Source organism: Comamonas koreensis, assembly GCF_014076495.1.
Classification (GTDB): Bacteria; Pseudomonadota; Gammaproteobacteria; order Burkholderiales; family Burkholderiaceae_C; genus Comamonas; species Comamonas squillarum.
Genome location: NZ_CP043575.1, coordinates 4097536 through 4116154 on the forward strand (window position 1 = coordinate 4097536; position 18619 = coordinate 4116154).

Genomic DNA, 18619 nt, shown 5'->3' on the forward strand with positions numbered 1-18619 from the left:
GCGATCAGGAAGAAGCAGCGGTCTGCTTTTCAGCAGCGTTGATCTTTGCTTCGAATTCATGGCGGAAATGCTTGATCATTGCGCGCACCGGCATCGCTGCCGCATCGCCCAATGCGCAAATCGTGCGCCCCATGATGTTGCCGGCTACCGAGTCCAGCTTGTCCAGATCCTCGGCGCGGCCGTGGCCGTGCTGGATGCGGTCGACCATGCGCCACAGCCAGCCCGTGCCTTCGCGGCAAGGGGTGCACTGTCCGCAGGACTCGTGCTGGTAGAAGTAGGACAGGCGCAGCAGGCTCTCGACCATGTCGCGCGAGTCGTCCATCACGATGACGGCGCCCGAGCCCAGCATCGAGCCGGCCTTGGAGATGGAGTCATAGTCCATCGTGCAGGCCATCATGATGTCCGCTGGCAGCACAGGGGCCGACGATCCGCCAGGGATCACGGCCTTGAGCTTGCGGCCGGTGCGCACACCGCCGGCGAGCTCGAGCAAGGTGGAGAACGGCGTACCCATTGGCACTTCGTAGTTGCCGGGCTTGTTCACGTCACCGCTGACCGAGAAGATCTTGGTGCCGCCGTTGTTGGGCTTGCCGCATTCCAGGTAGGCCTGGCCACCGTTGCGGATGATCCAGGGAACGGCCGCAAAGGTTTCGGTGTTGTTGATCGTCGTGGGCTTGCCATACAGACCAAAGCTGGCCGGGAATGGCGGCTTGAAGCGGGGCTGGCCCTTCTTGCCTTCGAGCGATTCGAGCAAAGCGGTTTCTTCGCCGCAGATGTAGGCGCCAAAACCATGGTGCGCATGCAGCTCGAAGCTGAAGCTGCTGCCCAGGATGTTGTCACCCAGGTAGCCTGCCGCACGCGCCTCTTCCAGCGCCGCTTCAAAGCGTTCGTAGACCTGGAAGATTTCGCCGTGGATGTAGTTGTAGCCCAGCGAGATGCCCATCGCATACGCGGCGATGGCCATGCCTTCGATCACGATGTGCGGGTTGAACATCAGGATGTCGCGGTCCTTGCAGGTGCCAGGCTCGCCCTCGTCCGAATTGCACACCAGGTGCTTTTGGCCGGGGAAGTTGCGGGGCATGAAGCTCCACTTCAGACCGGTGGGGAAGCCAGCGCCGCCGCGGCCGCGCAGGCCCGACTCTTTCATCGTGGCAATGACCTGGTCCTGGGTCAGGCCCTCGCCACCGTCCTTGCCCAGCAGCTTGCGCAGGGCCTGGTAGCCACCGCGCGCCTCGTAGTCCTTGATCGACCAGTTCGTGCCATCCAGACCTGCATAGATCTGGGGCTCGATATGGCGGTCGTGGAAGCAGGTTTCCACGCCGGTGGCCTGGAACTGCGACAGAATTTGAGCGGCTGTCGTCACTTGGTGTCCTCCGCTGCGCGCAAGCCGGTCATCAGCTGGTCCAGCTTTTCGTTGTCCATGAAGCTGCACATGTGGCGGTCATTGACCAGCAGCACCGGTGCATCGGCGCAGGCGCCCAGGCATTCCGATTGCTCGATGGTGAACACGCCATCGGCGGTGGTATCCCCCATCTTGATGCCCAGCTTGTCTTCCAGGTGCTTGAGCGCCTCGCGGCCGCGACGCAGCTGGCAAGGCAGGTTGGTGCACACGCTCAATTTGTACTTGCCCACCGGGTGCTGGTTGTACATGTTGTAGAAGGTGGTCACTTCATGCACGGCGATCTCGGGCATCTCCAGGTACTCGGCGATCACCGCCTCGCTCTCCTGGCTCACCCAGCCCTGCTCCTGCTGCACGATAGACAGGCAAGCCATCACGGCCGACTGCTTCTGCTCTGCCGGATACTTGGCAACTTCGCGGGCAAAGCGTGCTTTTGTTGCTTCGGTAATCATCGGTCAACGTCTCCAAACACGATGTCCAAGGTGCTCAACACCATCACGGCATCGGCCAGCATGTGGCCACGGCTCATTTCGTCGAGCGCCGAGAGATGCACAAATCCTGGTGGACGAATCTTCAGGCGGTAAGGCTTGTTGGCACCGTCGCTGATCAGGTAGATGCCAAACTCGCCCTTGGGGTGCTCCACCGATGCATAAGCCTCGCCCTCGGGCACTTTGAAGCCTTCGGTGAACAGCTTGAAGTGGTGGATCAGCTCTTCCATGTTGGACTTCATGGCTTCGCGATCGGGAGGCGCCACCTTGTGGTTGCCGGTGATGACCGGACCGGGGTTGGCACGCAGCCAGTCCACGCACTGCTTGATGATGCGGTTGGACTCGCGCATCTCGGCGATGCGCACCAGGTAGCGGTCATAGCAGTCGCCGGTCTTGCCCACCGGAATGTCGAAATCCATGCGGTCATAGACTTCGTAGGGCTGCGACTTGCGCATGTCCCAGGCCAGGCCCGAGCCGCGCAGCATCGGGCCGGTCAGGCCCAGGTTCATCGCGCGGTCGATGTCAACCACGCCGATGCCCACATTGCGCTGCTTCCAGATGCGGTTGTCCGTCAGCAGGGTTTCGTATTCGTCCACGCACTTGGGGAAGCGCGCGGTGAAGTCATCGATGAAGTCGATGAGCGAACCCTGGCGGTTGCGGTTCATCTGCTCGATGGCCTTGGCATTGCGCACCTTGCTGGCCTTGTACTGCGGCATGCTCTCTGGCAGATCGCGGTACACGCCACCCGGACGGAAGTACGCCGCGTGCATGCGCGCGCCGGAGACGGCTTCGTACATGTCCATCAGGTCTTCACGTTCGCGGAAGCTGTAGATCAGAATGGTCGAGCTGCCGCCGTCATTGCCTGAGGAGCCCAGCCACATCAGGTGGTTCATGATGCGGGTGATCTCGGAATACATCACGCGGATATATTGCGCGCGGATCGGCACTTCCAGGCCCAGCAGCTTTTCGATAGCCAGGCAGTAGGCGTGCTCGTTGCTCATCATCGAGCAGTAATCCAGGCGGTCCATATAGGGCAGCGACTGGATGAAGGTCTTGCTCTCCGCCAGTTTCTCGGTGGCGCGGTGCAGCAGGCCGATATGCGGGTCTGCGCGTTGCACCACTTCACCATCGAGCTCCAGCACCAAACGCAGCACGCCGTGTGCTGCAGGATGCTGGGGACCGAAGTTGAGTGTGTAGTTTTTGATTTCAGCCATGGTTCTTCATCGTGAGGTCAGAGCGCCTCAGTGCAGGCCTCCGTAATGGTCTTCACGAATAATGCGGGGCGTGATCTCGCGCGGCTCGATCGTCACCGGTTCGTAGATCACGCGTGCCTGCTCGGCGTCGTAGCGCATCTCCACATGGCCCGTCAGCGGGAAATCCTTGCGGAAGGGGTGACCGATAAAGCCGTAATCGGTCAGGATGCGGCGCAGGTCGTCATGGCCTTCGAAGACAATGCCGAAAAGGTCAAAAGCTTCGCGCTCGAGCCAGTTGGCCGAGGCCCACAGCTGGCTGAGGGTGTCGAGCACCGGGAAATCGTCGTCCTGGCAGAACACACGCACGCGCAGGCGCTGGTTCAGGCTGATCGACAACAGGTGCGAGACCACGGCAAAACGTGGGCCATCGGTGCCCACGTCCTTGTATGCGGAGTAATCCACGCCGCACAGGTCCATCAGCATCTCGAACTTGCATTCTGGCGCATCGCGCAGCAGCTGCATGGCTTGCAGGTAGTTCGAGGCCGAGACTTCCACGGTCACTTCACCCAGCGCCAGGGTCACCGAGCGCGCCTTGTCGCCCAGCACGCGGGCGATGGTCTCTTGCAGCACGCTAGGCTGTATCAGTTCTACACTCATTCCAACTCCTAGGCGCGCGCGATCGTGTGGGTGCGGCGGATTTTTTGCTGCAGCTGGATGATGCCGTAGATCAGCGCTTCTGCCGTGGGCGGGCAGCCTGGCACATACACATCCACCGGCACAATGCGGTCGCAACCGCGCACCACCGAGTAGCTGTAGTGGTAGTAACCACCACCGTTGGCGCACGATCCCATCGAGATCACCCAACGCGGCTCGGCCATCTGGTCGTACACCTTGCGCATGGCCGGAGCCATCTTGTTGCACAGGGTGCCAGCCACAATCATCAAGTCAGCCTGGCGCGGGCTGGCGCGGAAGACTTCGGCGCCAAAGCGGCCAATGTCATAACGCGCAGCGGCCGCGTGCATCATCTCGACGGCGCAGCATGCCAAACCAAACGTCATGGGCCAGATCGACCCAGTCTTGGCCCAGTTCACCACCGAGTCGTAGCTCGTGGTGACAAAGCCTTTCTCCAACACACCTTCAATCATCGTGTACCTTTTTGATTTCCGGTTATTCCCAGGTCAGCGCGCCCTTTTTCCATTCATAGGCGAAACCCACCACCAGAATGGCCAAGAACACGAGAACCGCGATAAAACCAGGCATTCCCACTTCATGCAGCGAAACCGCCCATGGGAAGAGGAACGCAATTTCCAAGTCGAAGAGAATGAAAAGAATGGCGACGAGGTAGTAGCGCACATCGAATTTCATGCGCGCGTCTTCAAAGGCCTCAAAGCCGCATTCGTAAGGGGAGTTTTTCGCCGCGTTCGGGCGATTGGGTCCGAGGATGTAGCCTATGACCAGTGGGCCAAGGCCAACGCCTGCTCCCACCAGGATAAACAAAAGGACCGGGAGGTATTGTTCGAGGCTCATCTTGATGTCTACTCACCGCAGGAGCCAACCCAGGTAAGCACAAGACGCGACCCAGGCAGGCCTTTTATTGTGTTGGTGCCGTCGGCGAGACTCGAACTCGCACAGCTTTCGCCACTACCCCCTCAAGATAGCGTGTCTACCAATTTCACCACGACGGCTGATTTGACTTGCCTGGCAAGCACCGATTGCTTTTGAAACAATCTGCTCACCAGACAGACTCAGATTCTACTCTGTAAAAACCCTGAGTTCAGGGATTCTTTTCAAATAGTTGAGTTATTTGCCTGCAGGCTGTGCTGGCTCAGCAGGTGCGGCCGGTGCAGCAGCGGGCGCAGCAGCGCCAGCGGCAGGCACCGAGGCATCCGCACCAGCGGAGGGAGCCGCAGGGGCTGGGGCAGGTGCAGGGGTCGACGCAGGAGGAATGGTCGCATCCACCGGAGTGCTCGACTGCGGGATCGTCGCAGCAGGGCCTTCGAGCACGCTACCGGCCGAGGTCGGGCGTGCATTGCCCAGGTAGGCCAGCGCCAAGGTCGCGGCAAAGAACACCGCCGCCAGCACACCGGTGCTGCGCGAGAGGAAGTTGGCGCTACCGGAAGCACCGAACAGGCTGCCCGCGCTGCTGCCGCTGCCAAAGGCAGCACCCGCATCGGCACCCTTGCCATGCTGCACCAGCACCAGGCCAATCATGACCAGTGCTGCCAGCATTTGAATCGTCAACAGAATCGTTACCATCATCTACCCTTTTATCAAACTTGGTCGTCGCCAGCAGCCGCTTGCCCTCAAGCAGCTGCAGCAATAATTTTCAGAAAGTCCTGGGCCTTCAGCGAAGCGCCACCGATCAGCCCACCATCAATATCGGGCTGGGCGAGCAGTTGCTCGGCATTGCCCGCATTCATGCTGCCACCATACAGCACCGGCACCTTGGCAGCCTGCGTGCTGGCCGCTGCGAGTTGCGCGCGCAACACAGCATGCACGGCTTGCGCCTGCTCGGGGCTGGCCGTCTTGCCCGTGCCAATGGCCCAGACCGGCTCATAGGCCACGACGATTTCCGTCACACAAGCACCCACCGCATGGATCACCGCCGCCAGTTGGCGCTTGACCACCGCTTCGGTCTGGCCAGCTTCGCGCTCAGCGAGCGTCTCGCCCACGCAGACAATCGGCGTGATGCCAGCGGCCAAGGCCTTTTGCGCCTTGGTCGCCACCAGCGCATCGGTTTCGCCGTGGTACTGGCGGCGCTCGGAGTGGCCGACCAGCGCGTAGCGCACCGCAAAGTCACGCAGCATCGGGGCCGAGACTTCACCAGTGTAGGCACCGCCATCGTGCGCCGACACATCCTGCGCGGCCAGCGCAATCGCCGAGCCTTGCAGCAAAGCCTGCACCTGGCCCACATAAACGGCAGGCACGGCCACCGCCACATCGCAGCCCGGTTGACCCAGGCCTTGCAGCAGCTCGGCCAGCAAGGCTTCATTGGCAGCCAGGCTGCCGTTCATCTTCCAGTTTCCAGCAATCAGTTTTTTCACAATTGATCCCAGGTCAGCACGATCTTGCCGATATGTTGGTTGGATTCCATCAGCGCATGGGCCTGGCTGGCGTGTGCGGCCGGGAATTGGCTGTGGATGATGGGACGCACCTTGCCCGCTGCCAGCAGTGGCCAGACCTTGGCCTGCAAAGCCTGGGCAATCGCCGCCTTGAAGGCCACCGGGCGCGGACGCAGGGTCGAGCCGGTGATCTGCAGACGGCGGCGCAGCACCAATCCGGCATTGAACTCGGCCTTGATACCCCCTTGCACGGCAATGATGACCAGGCGGCCATCTTCGGCCAGCGCCTCGACCTCGCGGGCCACATAGTCGCCCGCCACCATGTCCAAAATCACATCCACACCCTTGCCAGCGGTGATGCGCGCCACTTCGGCGACAAAATCCTGGCTGCGGTAGTTGATGGCCTCGTCGGCACCCAAAGCCAGGCAAGCCTGGCATTTCTCATCGGAGCCTGCGGTCACGATCACCTTGGCACCAAAGGCCTTGGCCAGCTGGATCGCCGTCACACCAATGCCGCTGCTGCCGCCCTGGATCAACAAGGTCTCACCGGCTTGCAACGCACCCCGGTCAAACACATTGCTCCAGACCGTGAAGAAGGTCTCGGGCAGGCAAGCGGCCTCGACATCCGACAAGCCCTCGGGCACCGGCAGACACTGGGCCACGGGAGCCACGCAGTACTCGGCATAGCCACCACCGGCCACCAGCGCGCACACGCGGTCACCCAGCTTGAGACCTTGCTCGGCCATGGCCGCCGTGTCTCCCGCCACCACCACACCGGCCACTTCCAGACCCGGCAGGTCCGAAGCACCCGGGGGCGGCGCGTAATGGCCCTTGCGCTGGACCACATCGGGGCGGTTTACACCACTGGCGACCACGCGAATGCACAACTCACCCTGCCCCGCCTGCGGCACAGGACGCTCTCCCAGCTTCAATACCTGCGGATCACCAAAGGCGGTGATCTCGACTGCACGCATCTTGTCCACGCTTGTTTCCTCAGCCAATCACAATCGGCACACGCTTTTCAACAGAAAAACGCACCCAGCGCCAGGCGCATGGGTGCGTCACACAGCAAATTATTGCTGTTGTTGTTGCTGCTGGTCAGCATCACCGTCCACGCGCGGCTCGCGTGGTTCGCGGTGCTGGCGGGGAGCGCGATCACCACGGTCGCCGCGGTCACCACGATCGCCGCGTGGTTCACGCGATTCGCGTGGCTCACGCTCGGCCATGCCGGCTGGACGGTCCAGCAGCGCCTTCATCGACAGCTTGACACGGCCCTTTTCATCCGTCTCCAGCACCTTGACCTTGACGACCTGGCCTTCGCTCAGGTAGTCGGTCACCTTTTCCACGCGCTCGTGGGCGATCTGGCTGATGTGCAGCAGACCGTCCTTGCCGGGCAGCAGGTTCACCAGGGCACCGAATTCCAGGATCTTGACGATCGGGCCTTCGTAGATCTTGCCGATTTCGACTTCGGCGGTGATCTCTTCGATGCGGCGCTTGGCTTCGTCCGCCTTGGCGCCATCGGTGGCGGCGATGGTGATGGTGCCATCTTCCTCGATGTTGATCTGGGTGCCGGTCTCTTCGGTCAGCGCACGGATGGTGGCGCCACCCTTGCCGATCACGTCACGGATCTTCTCGGGGTTGATCTTCATCGTGTAGAGCTTGGGCGCGAACGACGAGACTTCGGCCTTGGCTTCGCCCATCGCTTCTTGCATCTTGCCCAGGATGTGCATGCGCGCTTCCTTGGCTTGCGCCAGCGCCACTTGCATGATTTCCTTGGTGATGCCCTGGATCTTGATGTCCATCTGCAGCGCGGTGATACCGTTGGTGGTACCGGCTACCTTGAAGTCCATGTCACCCAGATGATCTTCGTCACCCAGGATGTCGGTCAGCACGGCAAACTTGTTGTCTTCCTTGATCAGACCCATGGCGATACCGGCCACGTGGGCCTTCATCGGCACGCCGGCGTCCATCATCGACAGGCAGCCGCCGCAGACCGAAGCCATCGACGAGGAACCGTTCGATTCGGTGATCTCCGACACCACACGGATGGTGTAGGGGAACTCTTCCTTCGAAGGCAGGCAAGCGGCCAGAGCGCGCTTGGCCAGACGGCCGTGGCCGATTTCGCGGCGCTTGGTCGAGCCCATGCGGCCCACTTCGCCGGTGGCAAAGGGAGGCATGTTGTAGTGGAACAGGAAGCGGTCTTCAAACTCGCCAGCCAGCGCGTCGATGCGCTGTGCATCACGCTCGGTGCCCAGGGTGGAGATCACCAGCGCCTGGGTTTCACCACGGGTGAACAGGGCCGAGCCGTGGGTGCGGGGCAGCACGGACGAACGGATCTCGATAGGACGCACGGTGCGGGTGTCGCGGCCGTCGATACGGGGCTCACCGGCCAGAATCTGCGAGCGCACGATGCGCGCTTCGATGTCAAACAGCATGCCATCGACCTTGACGCCGTCAAAGGCCACGCCTTGCTCGGCAAGACCGGCCTTCACAGCAGCGTATGCCTGGCGGCAGGCCAGCGTACGGGCTTGCTTGTTGCGCAGTTGGTATGCATCGCGCAGGGCGGCATCGCCCAGCTCGCCGACCTTGGCGATCAGCGCTTCATCCTTGGCAGGCGCGGCCCAGTCCCATGCGGGCTTGCCCGCTTCGCGCACCAGCTCGTGGATGGCGTTGATCGCGACCTGGCCTTGCTCGTGGCCATAGACCACAGCACCCAGCATCACTTCTTCAGGCAGTTGTTGGGCTTCGGATTCAACCATCAGCACAGCAGCTTCGGTGCCCGCCACCACCAGATCCATCAGCGAATCCTTGCGCTGGGTCTGGCCGGGGTTGAGCACGTATTCGCCGTTGATGTAACCCACGCGGGCAGCACCGATAGGGCCGTTGAAAGGAATGCCCGAGATGGACAGTGCAGCGGAGACAGCGATCATCGCAGCGATGTCGGCATCCACTTCAGGGTTCAGCGAGATGGTGTGGATGACCACATGCACGTCGTTGTAGAAACCTTCGGGGAACAGCGGACGGATCGGGCGGTCGATCAGGCGGCTGGTCAGCGTCTCGAGCTCGCTGGGCTTGGCTTCGCGCTTGAAGAAGCTGCCGGGGATCTTGCCCGCAGCGTAGGTCTTCTCGATGTAGTCAACGGTCAGCGGGAAAAAGTCCTGACCGGCCTTGGCGATCTTGGAGCCCACGACCGTCGCCAGCACCACGGTGTCGTCGATGTTGACCAGCACCGCGCCGGAAGCCTGGCGGGCGATTTCACCGGTTTCCATCGTGACCGTGTGTTGGCCCCACTGGAAAGTCTTGGTGACTTTGTTGAATATGGACATAGATTGCTCCTGGTTAAACAGCCAAAAACCTGTCGGTTCTCGGCAGGAGCCGGCATTCAGAACACGATGCCATTCCAGGGAGGTTGAAGGCCTGGAACCCGGGGTTCAGCCCCCTTGGAATGACACAGCTTCGCTCTGTTTGCGCGGCGTTGAAGTAAAAAACGCCTGAGCTAGCGGACTAACTCAGGCGTCTCCATCTCACCCTGGGCTTACTTACGCAGGCCCAGCTTAGCGATCAGTGCAGTGTAACGGTCAGCGTCCTTGGACTTGAGGTAGTCCAACAGCTTACGACGACGGCTCACCATGCGCAGCAGGCCGCGACGACCGTGGTGGTCCTTGGCGTGCGTCTTGAAGTGAGGGGTCAGTTCGTTGATGCGGGCGGTCAGCAGAGCCACTTGGACTTCTGGGCTGCCCGTATCGGTAGCGGAACGTGCGTTGGCCTTTACAACTTCGGCCTTGATAGATGCGGCGATCATGTGTTTTCCTTATAAGGAACACCGGCTTGCGCTGGCATTCTGGTTACTTGCGCCGCAGCCGGAAAAGCTTGCGACGTGCGTCTTGCACCATGCAAAACCCTGCAATTATACCCAATAACTAGTTTTCAGTTTTCAGGCCCAAAACCGCACCAAAGCCGATGCCGCCGCGCCCAGCACCACCACCAGCAAAAACGGCGCGCGCAGCGCCAGCGCGATGATGGCCACGGCCATCGCCGCCAGGCGCGCATCGAGCACCAGTTGCTGGCCGCTGACAAGGGTGTTCATGGCGGTCAGCGCCGCCAGCAGCGCAATCGTCAGCGCACCAGCCACCCGGGCCATGCGCGGGTGGCGCAGCCAGTGCGCGGGCACGCCGTAGCCCAGCAGCTTGGTGCCATAGGTCACGGCGCTGGCCAGCAGCAACCAGATCCACCAGTGGTTGCCCACGTCTGCCATCGCGTTCATCGTGCGGCCTCCTGCGCGCTCGCGCCCTGCCCGGCCGGGCCGCTGCTGCGCGAGCCGTAACCCCAGGCGCCCCCCACCACCGCCGCAATCAAGATAGGCACGCCCGGCGCCACCCAGGGCACCGCCAGCATCGCAATGCTGGCAGCGACCACCGCCAGCGCGATGGGCTCCTTGTGCGTCAGGCGCGGCCACAGCAGGCCCATAAAGGCGGCCACCGCTGCGCCGTCCAGGCCCCAGCGCCCGGGGTCGCCCAGGGCATTGCCCAGCAAGGCGCCCGCAGCGGTGAACAGGTTCCACAGCAGGTAGACGCCCAGGCCTGCAGTCCAAAAGCCCCGTTTTTGCTCGTCCTTGTCCGCCTGCCCCAGCGCGGTGGCGGCCGATTCATCAATCGTCAGCTGCGCCGACAGCAGGCGTGCCAGGCCGCGCGGGCCGAGCAAGGCGGCCATCTGCATGCCGTAGACCGCATTGCGCACGCCCAGCAGGCTGGCTGCGCCCAGGGCCGCCGCACCGGCACCGCCACCGGCGACCACGCCGACAAACGCAAACTGCGAGCCGCCGGTAAACATCAGCAAGCTCAAGGCGCAGGTCTGCCAGACCGTCAGGCCTGCTGCCACGCCCAGCGCGCCAAAAGAGATGCCGTACAAACCGGTGGCAATGCTGATCGACACGCCCATGCGCACGGCGGGCGAGGACCAGAGCCCTGAACTGTTAGAAGCCATGGGCGGCGATTGTAGAGGGTGTTGCACCTGGGCGCAGGCCGCTGCATGTCTTTGGGGCGCCAGGGGCTGCTTGGGCGCAAAAAAGCCCGCAGGACCAGGGGCCTTGCGGGCTTTGGTGACACCAAGCCAGACGCTCAGACGCTTTGCAGACTGGCGCTGTCAATGCCGCGCGCAGCTTCCCGCGCGGTCTCGCGGGCCGAGGCCAGCGCCGGCACGCAGACACCGGCCACCAGGTGGATCAGCGCCTCGGGCACGGCGTTGTAGGCGCCGCGCGGGCCCAGGATATTGATGGAGCCCAGCACCTCCCCGCCATACCAGACGGGAATATTCAGCACCGCATGCAGGCCTCGGGCGACCAGGTCCTCGGCTTCGGAGAATACGGTGCGGATGTCGGCCTCATCCCGCCCGATATAGGGCAGGCCCTGGTCCAGCACCCGGCCCGACCAGGGGCCCTTGCCGGTGGCCTTGAAGCCGCCCAGCGGGCTGATGTCCTCGTTGGACGAGTAGATGCGGCGCATCAGCTTTTCCTGCTGCAGGTAGACCAGGCCGGTCAGCAGGCCATAGCCAAACAGCTGCTGGCAGGCCTCGGCAATCGCGGCCCAGTGGCGCTCGGCATCGCTGCTTTGACCCAGGGTGTGGGCCAGGCGGCCCAGGACATGGGTGGTGCTCATTGCTGAATCCCTTCCAGGGACACGCCATGCGTGTTCTTGCCGAACAGCAAGATGCCCATGCCGCCGACAAACAGCACGCCCGTCATCAGCGCAAACACGCCGCCAAAGCCCAGCACCGGGTAGGCCGCTCCCACGATGGTGGGTGAGGCGATCGAGCCGATACGCGCCAGCGCCGAGGCCGTTCCCATGCCGGTGGCACGGATCGAGGTCGGGTAGATTTCCGAGGTGTAGGTGTACTGGCCGGCAATCACGCCATTCATGCCAAAGGACAGCAGCATGCTCAGCAGGATGATCTCCTGGTCCGCACCGGCAAAGGCCAGGCCCAGCGCGGCCAGGCAGGACACCAGCATATAGGCCAGGATGGTGTACTTGCGGCCGATCTTGTCGTTCAGGTAGGCGGCCGAGTAGTAGCCGGGGATCTGCGCCAGATAGATCAGGATGGTGAAGGAGAAGCTCTTGGTCACCGCAAAGCCGCGCGCCACCAACAGGCTCGGAATCCAGACCAGGAAGGCGTAGTAGCAGAACATCACCGTGATCCAGAACACCCAGACCACCAAGGTGGTTTGCAGGTACTGGGGCTTGACCAAGGTAGCCAGCTTGGCCCAGGCGCCTTGCACGGCGGAATCGGCAGCCTTGGCAGCCAGGCTCATCTTCACCGGCTCGGGCAGCGGCTTGCCACTGCTGCGCTTGACCTGCTCTTCAATGGCGGTACAGATGCGGCTGGCCTCGTCATGGCGGCCCATCTCTTCGAGCCAGCGGGGCGACTCGAACAGCGCGCGGCGCATCCACAGCAGGAACACCACCGGCACCGAGGCGATGACCATGATCCAGCGCCAGCCGTCGTCGCTCATCGGCACGATGAAATACCCCAGCAGCGCCGACATCACAAAACCAAAGGAAAAAAAGCCCGCCAGCGCACCGGTGAAGCGGCCCCGGTAGCGGCTGCTGACAAACTCGGCCAGGTAAGGCGCGACGATCGCCCCCTCCGCGCCCATGCCCACACCGGCAATCATGCGCAGGATGTAGAACTCATGGAAGTTGGTGGCAAAGGCATTGATGAAGGTGGCCACGCAAAACAGCACCAGCGCCCACATCATCACGACCTTGCGGCCAAAGCGGTCGCCCAGCATGCCCGACAGCAGCGCGCCCACCAGGAAGCCGACATAGGTGCTGCTGGCAATCCAGCCTGTCTGAATGCCGGTCAAACCCCATTGTTCGCGCAGCGAAGGCAGGATGAAGGCGATGATGCCCGCATCCAGCGCCTCAAAGGCCAAGCCCAGGCCGCCAATGATGAGCAAGGTGAAATGGAAGCGGCTGAAAGGCAGCCGCTCCAGACGTTCGGAAGCGTTATACATATAGTTGTTCTCGCTCAAAGCCCATCAGCAGGCGTTCTTGTGGATGAAGCCGTCGCGCATGATCAGCTTGATCGCCGCGTCATGCTGGGTCAGCACCGAGACATCTTCCAGCGGGTTGCCGTCGACCAGCAGCAAGTCCGCATAGGCACTCTCCACCACTTCGCCCAGCAGGCCTTCGTGGTTCAGGATCTCGGCGCCGATCAGGGTGGCTTGTTGCACCACCTTGGCGTGGCCCAGCACCTTGGCGCGCAGCACCAGCTCGTCCGATTGCATGTAGTGCGTCTCGCCCAGCAAGTCGCTGCCAAAACCCATCTTCACGCCCGCGGCGTCCAGCACTTCCAGCGCCTTGAGGCCGTTGGTGCGCACCTTGGCAATCTTTTGCACCGATTCGTCGGGCAGACCGTACTTGGCGCCGTCGTTGGCCAGGCCTTCGTAGGTGATCAGGGTCGGCACCATGTAGGCACCCTTTTCCTGCATCAGCTTGGCGGTGGGTGCATCGACCAGATTGCCGTGCTCGATGGTGCGTACCCCGCACTCGATGGCACGGGTAATGGCCTGGGGCGTATACGCATGGGCCATCACATAGGTGTTCGCATTGTGGGCCTCTTCCACAATGGCGGTCAGCTCCGAGACCGAAAAGCCCAGATTGTTGATCGGATCGTTGGGCGAGGCCACGCCGCCCGAGGCCATCACCTTGATCTGGGTGGCGCCCTTCAGAATCTCTTCGCGCACCGCCAGGCGGCAGGCATCGACGCCATCGACCACCTTGCCGATATTGCCGATCTTGTAGGCGCAGGAGCAGGGGTCGAGCGTGTCATTGCGCGCCCGGAAATCGCCATGGCCGCCAGTTTGCGACAGCGCCTTGCCAGCGCAGAACAAGCGCGGGCCAGCCACCTGGCGCGTACGCACCCCTTCGGCCAGCGCCCAGTCGGCACCGCCGGCATCGCGCACCGAGGTAAAGCCCCGGTCGATCATGCCCTTCATGATGGGCAGCGCGCGCAGCAGCGCCAGCGCATTGGGCAGATTGGCAACCGCACCCAGGTTGAAGCCCGAGGCCATCACGTGCACATGGCAGTCGATCAGGCCGGGCATCAAGGTCATCCCCTTGGCATCGATGACGGTGGCGTCCGCCACCTCGAAGTCTTCGGCACTGATCTTTTCGATCAGACCGTTGCGCACCAAAATGGTATGAGTAGAAGTCAATACGAGATTCCGGGTGTCCAGAATCTTGGCATTGCGGATCAGGGTGGATTGCATAATCGGTTGTGGCGTTCACAGCGCCATGGTTGCCTCTAATGCCCCGAACTCTAGCCAAGCTGCAACAATATGTGGCAATGACATGACGTCATGCATCTGCCAATTCTTCCTACCATCATGAGTGGAGCTCATACCCCATGCGCCGACGCTGCCCCACGATTTCAGAGCTGAATGCCTTTTTGCTGTCGGCGCAGCACCTGTCGTTTTCCAAGGCCGCCAAGGAGCTGTTTGTCACGCAAAGCGCCATCAGCCGCCACATCGCGGGCCTGGAGGCCTACCTGGGCCACCCCTTGTTCATGCGCCGCAGCCATGGCTTGGCGCTGACCCATATCGGCGAGAACTACCTCAAACTCGTGCGCCCGGCGATGGAGTCGCTCGAACGCGCCACCACCCAGGTCATCTCCACCGCGCAGAACGCCCACCTGCTCAGCCTGTCGGTCGCGCCCACCTTTGCCGCCAACTGGCTGTTTCCCCGGCTGGAGAGCTTTCGCGCCAGCAATCCGCACATCGCCATCCACTTTGTGCGCTACAGCACCACCGACAGCGCCGAGACCGGCGATGGCTTCGATGCCTCCATCCAATACGGCTACGGCGACTGGCCGATTGCCGATGCCCAGTACCTGATCGGGCGCGAGACCAGCATCGTGTGTTCGCCCAGTTACCTGCAGCAGCACCCGATTGCGCACTTCAACGACCTCAAGCAGTGCAGCCTGCTGCAGCATATCGAGCTGCCCACCTCCTGGGACGACTGGTTCACCGCCTATGCCGGCCCCTATGAAGGCGCACGCATCGGCCCGGGCTTCAACCTCTTTACCCTCATCATCCAGGCCGCTATTGGCGGCTTGGGCGTGGCGCTGGTGCCCAGTTGCCTGCTGCAGGAGTCGCTGGCATCGCACAAGCTGGTAGAGCCCTTTGGCCAGCGCTTTGAAAGCCCGCTGGGCTACTACCTCTGTGCCCCCACCTGGCGCAGCGACATGGAAAGCTACCAGCGCTTTGGCGAATGGTTGCAGCAGGAATGCCGCCACCCTCCTACAGCCACTTGATCTGCAGCGGCAACCTGGCCGCCTCCTTTGCTTCTATGCTGGACATCAGCCCTGAGCGAAGGAGTTCCTGTGAAGACCCACCATTCCCCTTTCAACAAAATTGCCCGCTCGGTTGCCAAGTTCAGCGGCCACCCCGTCTGCTTTGTCGGTGCCCTGGCGGTCATCGTGCTCTGGGCCCTCAGCGGCCCATTCTTTGGTTTCAACGACACCTGGCAGCTGGTGATCAACACCGGCACCACCATCGTTACCTTCCTGATGGTGTTCCTGATCCAGTCCACCCAGAACAGCGATACTGAGGCCATGCAGATCAAGCTAGATGAGCTCATTCGCGCGATCGAGCCCGCCCGCAACCGCATGCTTTCACTGGAAGAGCTGGACGAAGACGAGCTGGATGCGCTGCGCAAGGAGTTCGACATTCTGGCCGACAAGGCCCGCCAGGCCGAGGACGGCAACACCACCCGCTGAGCACCCACCCAGCCTGCCCAACCACGTGCAGATACCCGCGTGGTGTCAGCGCTTGTGCTTGTTCTTGGCCCCACCCTGGCGCGCCTTGAAGCGCGGGTTGGACTTGCAGATCACATAGATGCGGCCACGGCGCTTGACCACCTGGCAATCACGGTGGCGCTTCTTGGCTTCTTTGAGCGAGGACAGGACTTGCATGGCAGAGCTTCTCCAAAACAGCAACAGAGCAAAAATGATAATAAATTATCATTATCATTTCAACCCCATTCCGTGGGATCGATGTAAAGCGCTGCATCCGCAAGCCTTCGCTCAGGATTCGCCGACGCTCCCCGTCACCGGCAACACAATGCCGGAGATATAGCTGGAGCAGGCCTGGGAGGCCAAAAACACATAGGCGGGCGCCAGCTCCTCGGGCTGGGCGGGCCGGCCCATCTGCGTGTCAGCGCCAAACTTGCGCAGGTCCTCTGGGTTTTTGTCGGCCGGGTTCAGCGGTGTCCACACCGGGCCCGGGGCCACCGCATTCACCCGTATGCCCCGCTCCATCAGGTTCTGCGCCAGCGCTTTAGTAAACGCATGGATGGCGCCCTTGGTCGCAGAGTAGTCCAGCAGCTGCTTGCTGCCGCGCAGGCCGGTAACGGAGCCGGTGTTCACAATCGCATCGCCCCGCTGCAGGTACGGAATGGCGGCCTTGACCATGTGGAAGTAGCCAAAGATATTGGTGCGAAAGGTCTCGTCGAGGCGCTCGGTGTTCAGGTCCTCAATGTCGGCCGCATGCTGCTGGAACGCAGCATTGTTGACCAGCACATTGAGCGCGCCAAATTTTTTCAGCACCTGCTTGACGGCCTTGTCGCAAAACTGCGGGTCCTGCACATTGCCGGAGATTGCCAGGCTCTGCTGGCCCTCGTCCTCGATCAGGCGGCAGGTTTCTTTCGCATCATCGTGCTCATTGAGGTAGAGGATCGCCACATTCGCGCCCTCGCGGGCAAACAGCACGGCCACCGCCCGGCCAATGCCCGAGTCGCCGCCGGTGATGACCGCCGTCTTGCCCTCGAGCTTGCCGCTGCCCCGGTAGTTGTCTGCCAGGTAGAGCGGTTGCAGATCGAGCGCTTTCTCATGCCCGGGCTTGGCCAGCTTTTTGCCAGGCATCGGCGGTGTGGGTACCTCGTGGCCGGGGCCGGGTGCGGTCTTTTTACGGGTTTTATCGTCCTTGCTGCTCTTGGCTTTTTTGGACGCCTTGGCCCGAGCGTCATTTTGGCTTTGCGCATGCTGGATGCGCTGCTGTGCAGCCACCACTTCCTCGACCGAGCGCTTTTCTGCCGCAGGCTTCTTGCTGGCGCTCTTTTTGGACTTGCTGGTGGATGGGCTCATGCTGAAACTCCTTGGATCTTGAACTCTAAAAGAATGAAACGACATACCGCAGCGGCACACCGCTGCTACATCAATCTCGACCGCCCTACATGCGCTTACCCGCTGACAAGCTTGTCCGACATACGGCCGTCGCAGCGCGCAGTACAAACAAGGCAGAAAGGAGGCCGCCATGCCAACCCCTACTACGCCCCCTCAACCGCCGGTGGCGCCACCGCCGCCGGATCTGCCCAAGCCCGAGCCCATTGATCCGCCGGACAGCACCTTGCCGATCGAGGAACCTGGGCATGAACCACCGGTGAAAGATCCGGAACCCGTCTAAACGGGCAACGCAACAGGCCAGTACACCACCCGGTGGCTGGCCTGTTTTACATCCTCAGTTTTTCTTGGCAGCGGCATTGCGCTTGCGGGTAGCCGCCGCCTTTTTGGCCGATGCGGAGCGCGCTTCGGGGCTGCGGCTGGCTGCGGCTTTTCTGGCCGCTGCCGAGCGCGCGGCTGCGAGCTGCGACCCCGGCCCTGTGGCCTTGCCCCGGCCCGATCCGGAGCGCTTGCCGCCGCCGGTAGCCTTGTTCACCGTGGCCCAGGCGCGTGCAGCGGCTTCGTCTTCCGACACGCCTTTTTTCTCGTAGCTTTTCTCGATATGGCGGGCCATGCGTTTTTGCTTATCGGTATAAGCGGATTTATCTCCTTGGGGCATCACAAATCTCCTTGGGTGCTGCGTTGAGGCGGGGTGGCTCAGGGTGGATGGGGGTTACTGCGATGGATCACCATCGGCAGGCGGGCCTCCACCACCGGGCTGGGGCTTCTTGGGGGTGGTGGGGACTGGCTTTTGCGCTTGTGGTGTAGCCAGCGCAAGGTTTGCAGGGGGCAGATGGCGCATGGGGGTTCTCCGAGGGCTGAGTCAATGCTTTCAGCCTAGCCCTGGCGCAAGGCGCTGCCTGTCAGAAAAACGCTTTGCTGCCGCTTGTTCCGCTTTACACAGGGCGTAACGGCGATGCGCGTACCTTTGCGCGCTCCCCAGGCCTACACAGCGCAGCCATAGCGCTTGCAACACTGGGCTTTTGCATGCGCTGTCTATGCCGCAGCAGGAGAACGACCATGCCCCAGCCCTACGACCCCAGCCAATCGCATACCCAGCCCCCTATCCCGGGCCAGCCCCAGCCGGCGCCTGGTGAGCCGGGCACGTATGAGCCCAGCCCTTTGCATCCCTACCCGGGCAACCCGCAGCATCCCTACCCAAGCGAGCCGGTGCACCCCTACCCAGGCAACCCCGAGCACCCCTACCCCGGCACGCAGCCAGAGCCAGCGCCCGATACGACGACGAGCCAGTCAATGTGAGTGAAT

The 18619-nt window shown here is 62.2% G+C and carries 24 protein-coding genes and 1 tRNA gene; 4 read left to right on the top strand and 21 right to left on the bottom strand.

Annotation, left to right across the window (positions count from 1 at the left end; genetic code table 11):
* Positions 1-4 precede the first annotated feature (4 nt).
* From nuoF to F0Q04_RS18725, 17 genes are all read right to left on the bottom strand, one after another.
* The gene (gene nuoF, locus F0Q04_RS18645) at positions 5-1360 is read right to left on the bottom strand and encodes an NADH-quinone oxidoreductase subunit NuoF (RefSeq protein WP_021028562.1); all 1356 of its coding nucleotides are present in this window, start codon (positions 1358-1360) and stop codon (positions 5-7) included.
* Complete coding sequence (gene nuoE / locus F0Q04_RS18650) at positions 1357-1848, bottom strand: NADH-quinone oxidoreductase subunit NuoE (RefSeq protein WP_116925907.1); 492 nt, start codon at positions 1846-1848, stop codon at positions 1357-1359. Before nuoE ends, nuoF begins: the two co-directional genes overlap by 4 nt.
* Positions 1845-3098: an NADH-quinone oxidoreductase subunit D gene (locus F0Q04_RS18655; RefSeq protein WP_116925906.1), complete on the bottom strand. Its 1254-nt coding sequence runs from the start codon at positions 3096-3098 to the stop codon at positions 1845-1847. The genes nuoE and F0Q04_RS18655 overlap by 4 nt, the downstream gene beginning before the upstream one ends.
* Before the next feature lie 27 nt (positions 3099-3125).
* Positions 3126-3734, bottom strand: a complete 609-nt coding sequence (locus F0Q04_RS18660; RefSeq protein ID WP_116925905.1) for an NADH-quinone oxidoreductase subunit C — start codon at positions 3732-3734, stop codon at positions 3126-3128.
* 8 nt (positions 3735-3742) lie between these two features.
* Positions 3743-4222 (bottom strand): NuoB/complex I 20 kDa subunit family protein, encoded by a 480-nt coding sequence (locus F0Q04_RS18665; RefSeq protein WP_021028558.1) that lies wholly within the window; start codon positions 4220-4222, stop codon positions 3743-3745.
* Between the two features lie 22 nt (positions 4223-4244).
* Positions 4245-4604 carry an NADH-quinone oxidoreductase subunit A gene (locus F0Q04_RS18670; protein ID WP_021028557.1) on the bottom strand — a complete coding sequence of 120 codons (360 nt, stop codon included), beginning with the start codon at positions 4602-4604 and terminating at the stop codon, positions 4245-4247.
* A 73-nt stretch (positions 4605-4677) separates the two neighbouring features.
* Positions 4678-4762, bottom strand: a tRNA-Leu gene (locus tag F0Q04_RS18675).
* A gap of 115 nt (positions 4763-4877) precedes the next feature.
* Positions 4878-5336 carry a preprotein translocase subunit SecG gene (gene secG / locus F0Q04_RS18680; protein ID WP_232539397.1) on the bottom strand — a complete coding sequence of 153 codons (459 nt, stop codon included), beginning with the start codon at positions 5334-5336 and terminating at the stop codon, positions 4878-4880.
* A gap of 44 nt (positions 5337-5380) precedes the next feature.
* Positions 5381-6124: a triose-phosphate isomerase gene (gene tpiA, locus F0Q04_RS18685; protein ID WP_116926007.1), complete on the bottom strand. Its 744-nt coding sequence runs from the start codon at positions 6122-6124 to the stop codon at positions 5381-5383.
* On the bottom strand, positions 6118-7113 hold the full coding sequence (locus tag F0Q04_RS18690; protein ID WP_116926006.1) for an NAD(P)H-quinone oxidoreductase: 996 nt from the start codon (positions 7111-7113) through the stop codon (positions 6118-6120). The genes tpiA and F0Q04_RS18690 overlap by 7 nt, the downstream gene beginning before the upstream one ends.
* 99 nt (positions 7114-7212) lie before the next feature.
* Positions 7213-9465 (bottom strand): polyribonucleotide nucleotidyltransferase, encoded by a 2253-nt coding sequence (pnp, locus tag F0Q04_RS18695; protein WP_182342878.1) that lies wholly within the window; start codon positions 9463-9465, stop codon positions 7213-7215.
* Between the two features lie 209 nt (positions 9466-9674).
* Positions 9675-9941 (bottom strand): 30S ribosomal protein S15, encoded by a 267-nt coding sequence (gene rpsO, locus F0Q04_RS18700; RefSeq protein ID WP_116925902.1) that lies wholly within the window; start codon positions 9939-9941, stop codon positions 9675-9677.
* 132 nt (positions 9942-10073) lie between these two features.
* Positions 10074-10403 carry an AzlD domain-containing protein gene (locus tag F0Q04_RS18705; RefSeq protein WP_232539398.1) on the bottom strand — a complete coding sequence of 110 codons (330 nt, stop codon included), beginning with the start codon at positions 10401-10403 and terminating at the stop codon, positions 10074-10076.
* Positions 10400-11122: an AzlC family ABC transporter permease gene (locus tag F0Q04_RS18710; protein ID WP_182342880.1), complete on the bottom strand. Its 723-nt coding sequence runs from the start codon at positions 11120-11122 to the stop codon at positions 10400-10402. The genes F0Q04_RS18705 and F0Q04_RS18710 overlap by 4 nt, the downstream gene beginning before the upstream one ends.
* A gap of 134 nt (positions 11123-11256) precedes the next feature.
* Positions 11257-11793: a GAF domain-containing protein gene (locus F0Q04_RS18715; protein WP_116925900.1), complete on the bottom strand. Its 537-nt coding sequence runs from the start codon at positions 11791-11793 to the stop codon at positions 11257-11259.
* Positions 11790-13148 carry an MFS transporter gene (locus tag F0Q04_RS18720; RefSeq protein ID WP_182342882.1) on the bottom strand — a complete coding sequence of 453 codons (1359 nt, stop codon included), beginning with the start codon at positions 13146-13148 and terminating at the stop codon, positions 11790-11792. Before F0Q04_RS18720 ends, F0Q04_RS18715 begins: the two co-directional genes overlap by 4 nt.
* A gap of 24 nt (positions 13149-13172) precedes the next feature.
* Positions 13173-14405, bottom strand: coding sequence for a metal-dependent hydrolase family protein (locus F0Q04_RS18725; RefSeq protein ID WP_116925899.1), 1233 nt, complete (start codon positions 14403-14405; stop codon positions 13173-13175).
* A 137-nt stretch (positions 14406-14542) separates the two neighbouring features.
* Here F0Q04_RS18725 and F0Q04_RS18730 point away from each other — a divergent pair, with 137 nt between their 5' ends.
* Together F0Q04_RS18730 and F0Q04_RS18735 are read left to right on the top strand one after the other, a co-directional pair.
* On the top strand, positions 14543-15448 hold the full coding sequence (locus tag F0Q04_RS18730) for a LysR substrate-binding domain-containing protein (RefSeq protein ID WP_232539399.1): 906 nt from the start codon (positions 14543-14545) through the stop codon (positions 15446-15448).
* A gap of 69 nt (positions 15449-15517) precedes the next feature.
* Complete coding sequence (locus F0Q04_RS18735) at positions 15518-15913, top strand: low affinity iron permease family protein (protein WP_116925898.1); 396 nt, start codon at positions 15518-15520, stop codon at positions 15911-15913.
* A 45-nt stretch (positions 15914-15958) separates the two neighbouring features.
* Here F0Q04_RS18735 and ykgO read toward each other — a convergent pair whose 3' ends face one another.
* Both ykgO and F0Q04_RS18745 read right to left on the bottom strand, forming a co-directional pair.
* Entirely contained in the window at positions 15959-16108 is a 150-nt protein-coding gene (gene ykgO / locus F0Q04_RS18740; protein ID WP_116925897.1) for a type B 50S ribosomal protein L36, read from the bottom strand.
* A gap of 111 nt (positions 16109-16219) precedes the next feature.
* On the bottom strand, positions 16220-17278 hold the full coding sequence (locus F0Q04_RS18745) for an SDR family oxidoreductase (RefSeq protein ID WP_116925896.1): 1059 nt from the start codon (positions 17276-17278) through the stop codon (positions 16220-16222).
* Between the two features lie 169 nt (positions 17279-17447).
* On the opposite strand from F0Q04_RS18745, the gene F0Q04_RS18750 reads away from it, so the two are divergent.
* Positions 17448-17597 carry a hypothetical protein gene (locus tag F0Q04_RS18750; protein ID WP_165841178.1) on the top strand — a complete coding sequence of 50 codons (150 nt, stop codon included), beginning with the start codon at positions 17448-17450 and terminating at the stop codon, positions 17595-17597.
* Between the two features lie 54 nt (positions 17598-17651).
* Here the strand turns inward: F0Q04_RS18750 and F0Q04_RS18755 are convergent, their stop codons facing one another.
* Both F0Q04_RS18755 and F0Q04_RS24225 read right to left on the bottom strand, forming a co-directional pair.
* Positions 17652-17972: a plasmid stabilization protein gene (locus F0Q04_RS18755; protein WP_116925895.1), complete on the bottom strand. Its 321-nt coding sequence runs from the start codon at positions 17970-17972 to the stop codon at positions 17652-17654.
* Positions 17973-18026: 54 nt separating this feature from the next.
* Positions 18027-18155 (bottom strand): hypothetical protein, encoded by a 129-nt coding sequence (locus tag F0Q04_RS24225; RefSeq protein WP_260719959.1) that lies wholly within the window; start codon positions 18153-18155, stop codon positions 18027-18029.
* Between the two features lie 218 nt (positions 18156-18373).
* Between F0Q04_RS24225 and F0Q04_RS18760 the strand changes: the two genes are divergently transcribed.
* Positions 18374-18613: a hypothetical protein gene (locus tag F0Q04_RS18760; protein WP_182342884.1), complete on the top strand. Its 240-nt coding sequence runs from the start codon at positions 18374-18376 to the stop codon at positions 18611-18613.
* Positions 18614-18619 lie beyond the last annotated feature (6 nt).

Bases quoted from the DNA above. Each gene is read 5' to 3' on its own strand.
- nuoE (WP_116925907.1), bottom strand. From the start codon at position 1,848: ATGATTACCGAAGCAACAAAAGCACGCTTTGCCCGCGAAGTTGCCAAG.
- F0Q04_RS18655 (WP_116925906.1), bottom strand. From the start codon at position 3,098: ATGGCTGAAATCAAAAACTACACACTCAACTTCGGTCCCCAGCATCCT.
- F0Q04_RS18660 (WP_116925905.1), bottom strand. From the start codon at position 3,734: ATGAGTGTAGAACTGATACAGCCTAGCGTGCTGCAAGAGACCATCGCC.
- F0Q04_RS18665 (WP_021028558.1), bottom strand. From the start codon at position 4,222: ATGATTGAAGGTGTGTTGGAGAAAGGCTTTGTCACCACGAGCTACGAC.
- F0Q04_RS18670 (WP_021028557.1), bottom strand. From the start codon at position 4,604: ATGAGCCTCGAACAATACCTCCCGGTCCTTTTGTTTATCCTGGTGGGA.
- secG (WP_232539397.1), bottom strand. From the start codon at position 5,336: ATGATGGTAACGATTCTGTTGACGATTCAAATGCTGGCAGCACTGGTC.
- F0Q04_RS18690 (WP_116926006.1), bottom strand. From the start codon at position 7,113: ATGCGTGCAGTCGAGATCACCGCCTTTGGTGATCCGCAGGTATTGAAG.
- pnp (WP_182342878.1), bottom strand. From the start codon at position 9,465: ATGTCCATATTCAACAAAGTCACCAAGACTTTCCAGTGGGGCCAACAC.
- rpsO (WP_116925902.1), bottom strand. From the start codon at position 9,941: ATGATCGCCGCATCTATCAAGGCCGAAGTTGTAAAGGCCAACGCACGT.
- F0Q04_RS18705 (WP_232539398.1), bottom strand. From the start codon at position 10,403: ATGAACGCGATGGCAGACGTGGGCAACCACTGGTGGATCTGGTTGCTG.
- F0Q04_RS18710 (WP_182342880.1), bottom strand. From the start codon at position 11,122: ATGGCTTCTAACAGTTCAGGGCTCTGGTCCTCGCCCGCCGTGCGCATG.
- F0Q04_RS18715 (WP_116925900.1), bottom strand. From the start codon at position 11,793: ATGAGCACCACCCATGTCCTGGGCCGCCTGGCCCACACCCTGGGTCAA.
- F0Q04_RS18720 (WP_182342882.1), bottom strand. From the start codon at position 13,148: ATGTATAACGCTTCCGAACGTCTGGAGCGGCTGCCTTTCAGCCGCTTC.
- F0Q04_RS18725 (WP_116925899.1), bottom strand. From the start codon at position 14,405: ATGCAATCCACCCTGATCCGCAATGCCAAGATTCTGGACACCCGGAAT.
- F0Q04_RS18730 (WP_232539399.1), top strand. From the start codon at position 14,543: ATGCGCCGACGCTGCCCCACGATTTCAGAGCTGAATGCCTTTTTGCTG.
- ykgO (WP_116925897.1), bottom strand. From the start codon at position 16,108: ATGCAAGTCCTGTCCTCGCTCAAAGAAGCCAAGAAGCGCCACCGTGAT.
- F0Q04_RS18745 (WP_116925896.1), bottom strand. From the start codon at position 17,278: ATGAGCCCATCCACCAGCAAGTCCAAAAAGAGCGCCAGCAAGAAGCCT.
- F0Q04_RS18750 (WP_165841178.1), top strand. From the start codon at position 17,448: ATGCCAACCCCTACTACGCCCCCTCAACCGCCGGTGGCGCCACCGCCG.
- F0Q04_RS18755 (WP_116925895.1), bottom strand. From the start codon at position 17,972: ATGCCCCAAGGAGATAAATCCGCTTATACCGATAAGCAAAAACGCATG.
- F0Q04_RS24225 (WP_260719959.1), bottom strand. From the start codon at position 18,155: ATGCGCCATCTGCCCCCTGCAAACCTTGCGCTGGCTACACCACAAGCG.
- F0Q04_RS18760 (WP_182342884.1), top strand. From the start codon at position 18,374: ATGCCCCAGCCCTACGACCCCAGCCAATCGCATACCCAGCCCCCTATC.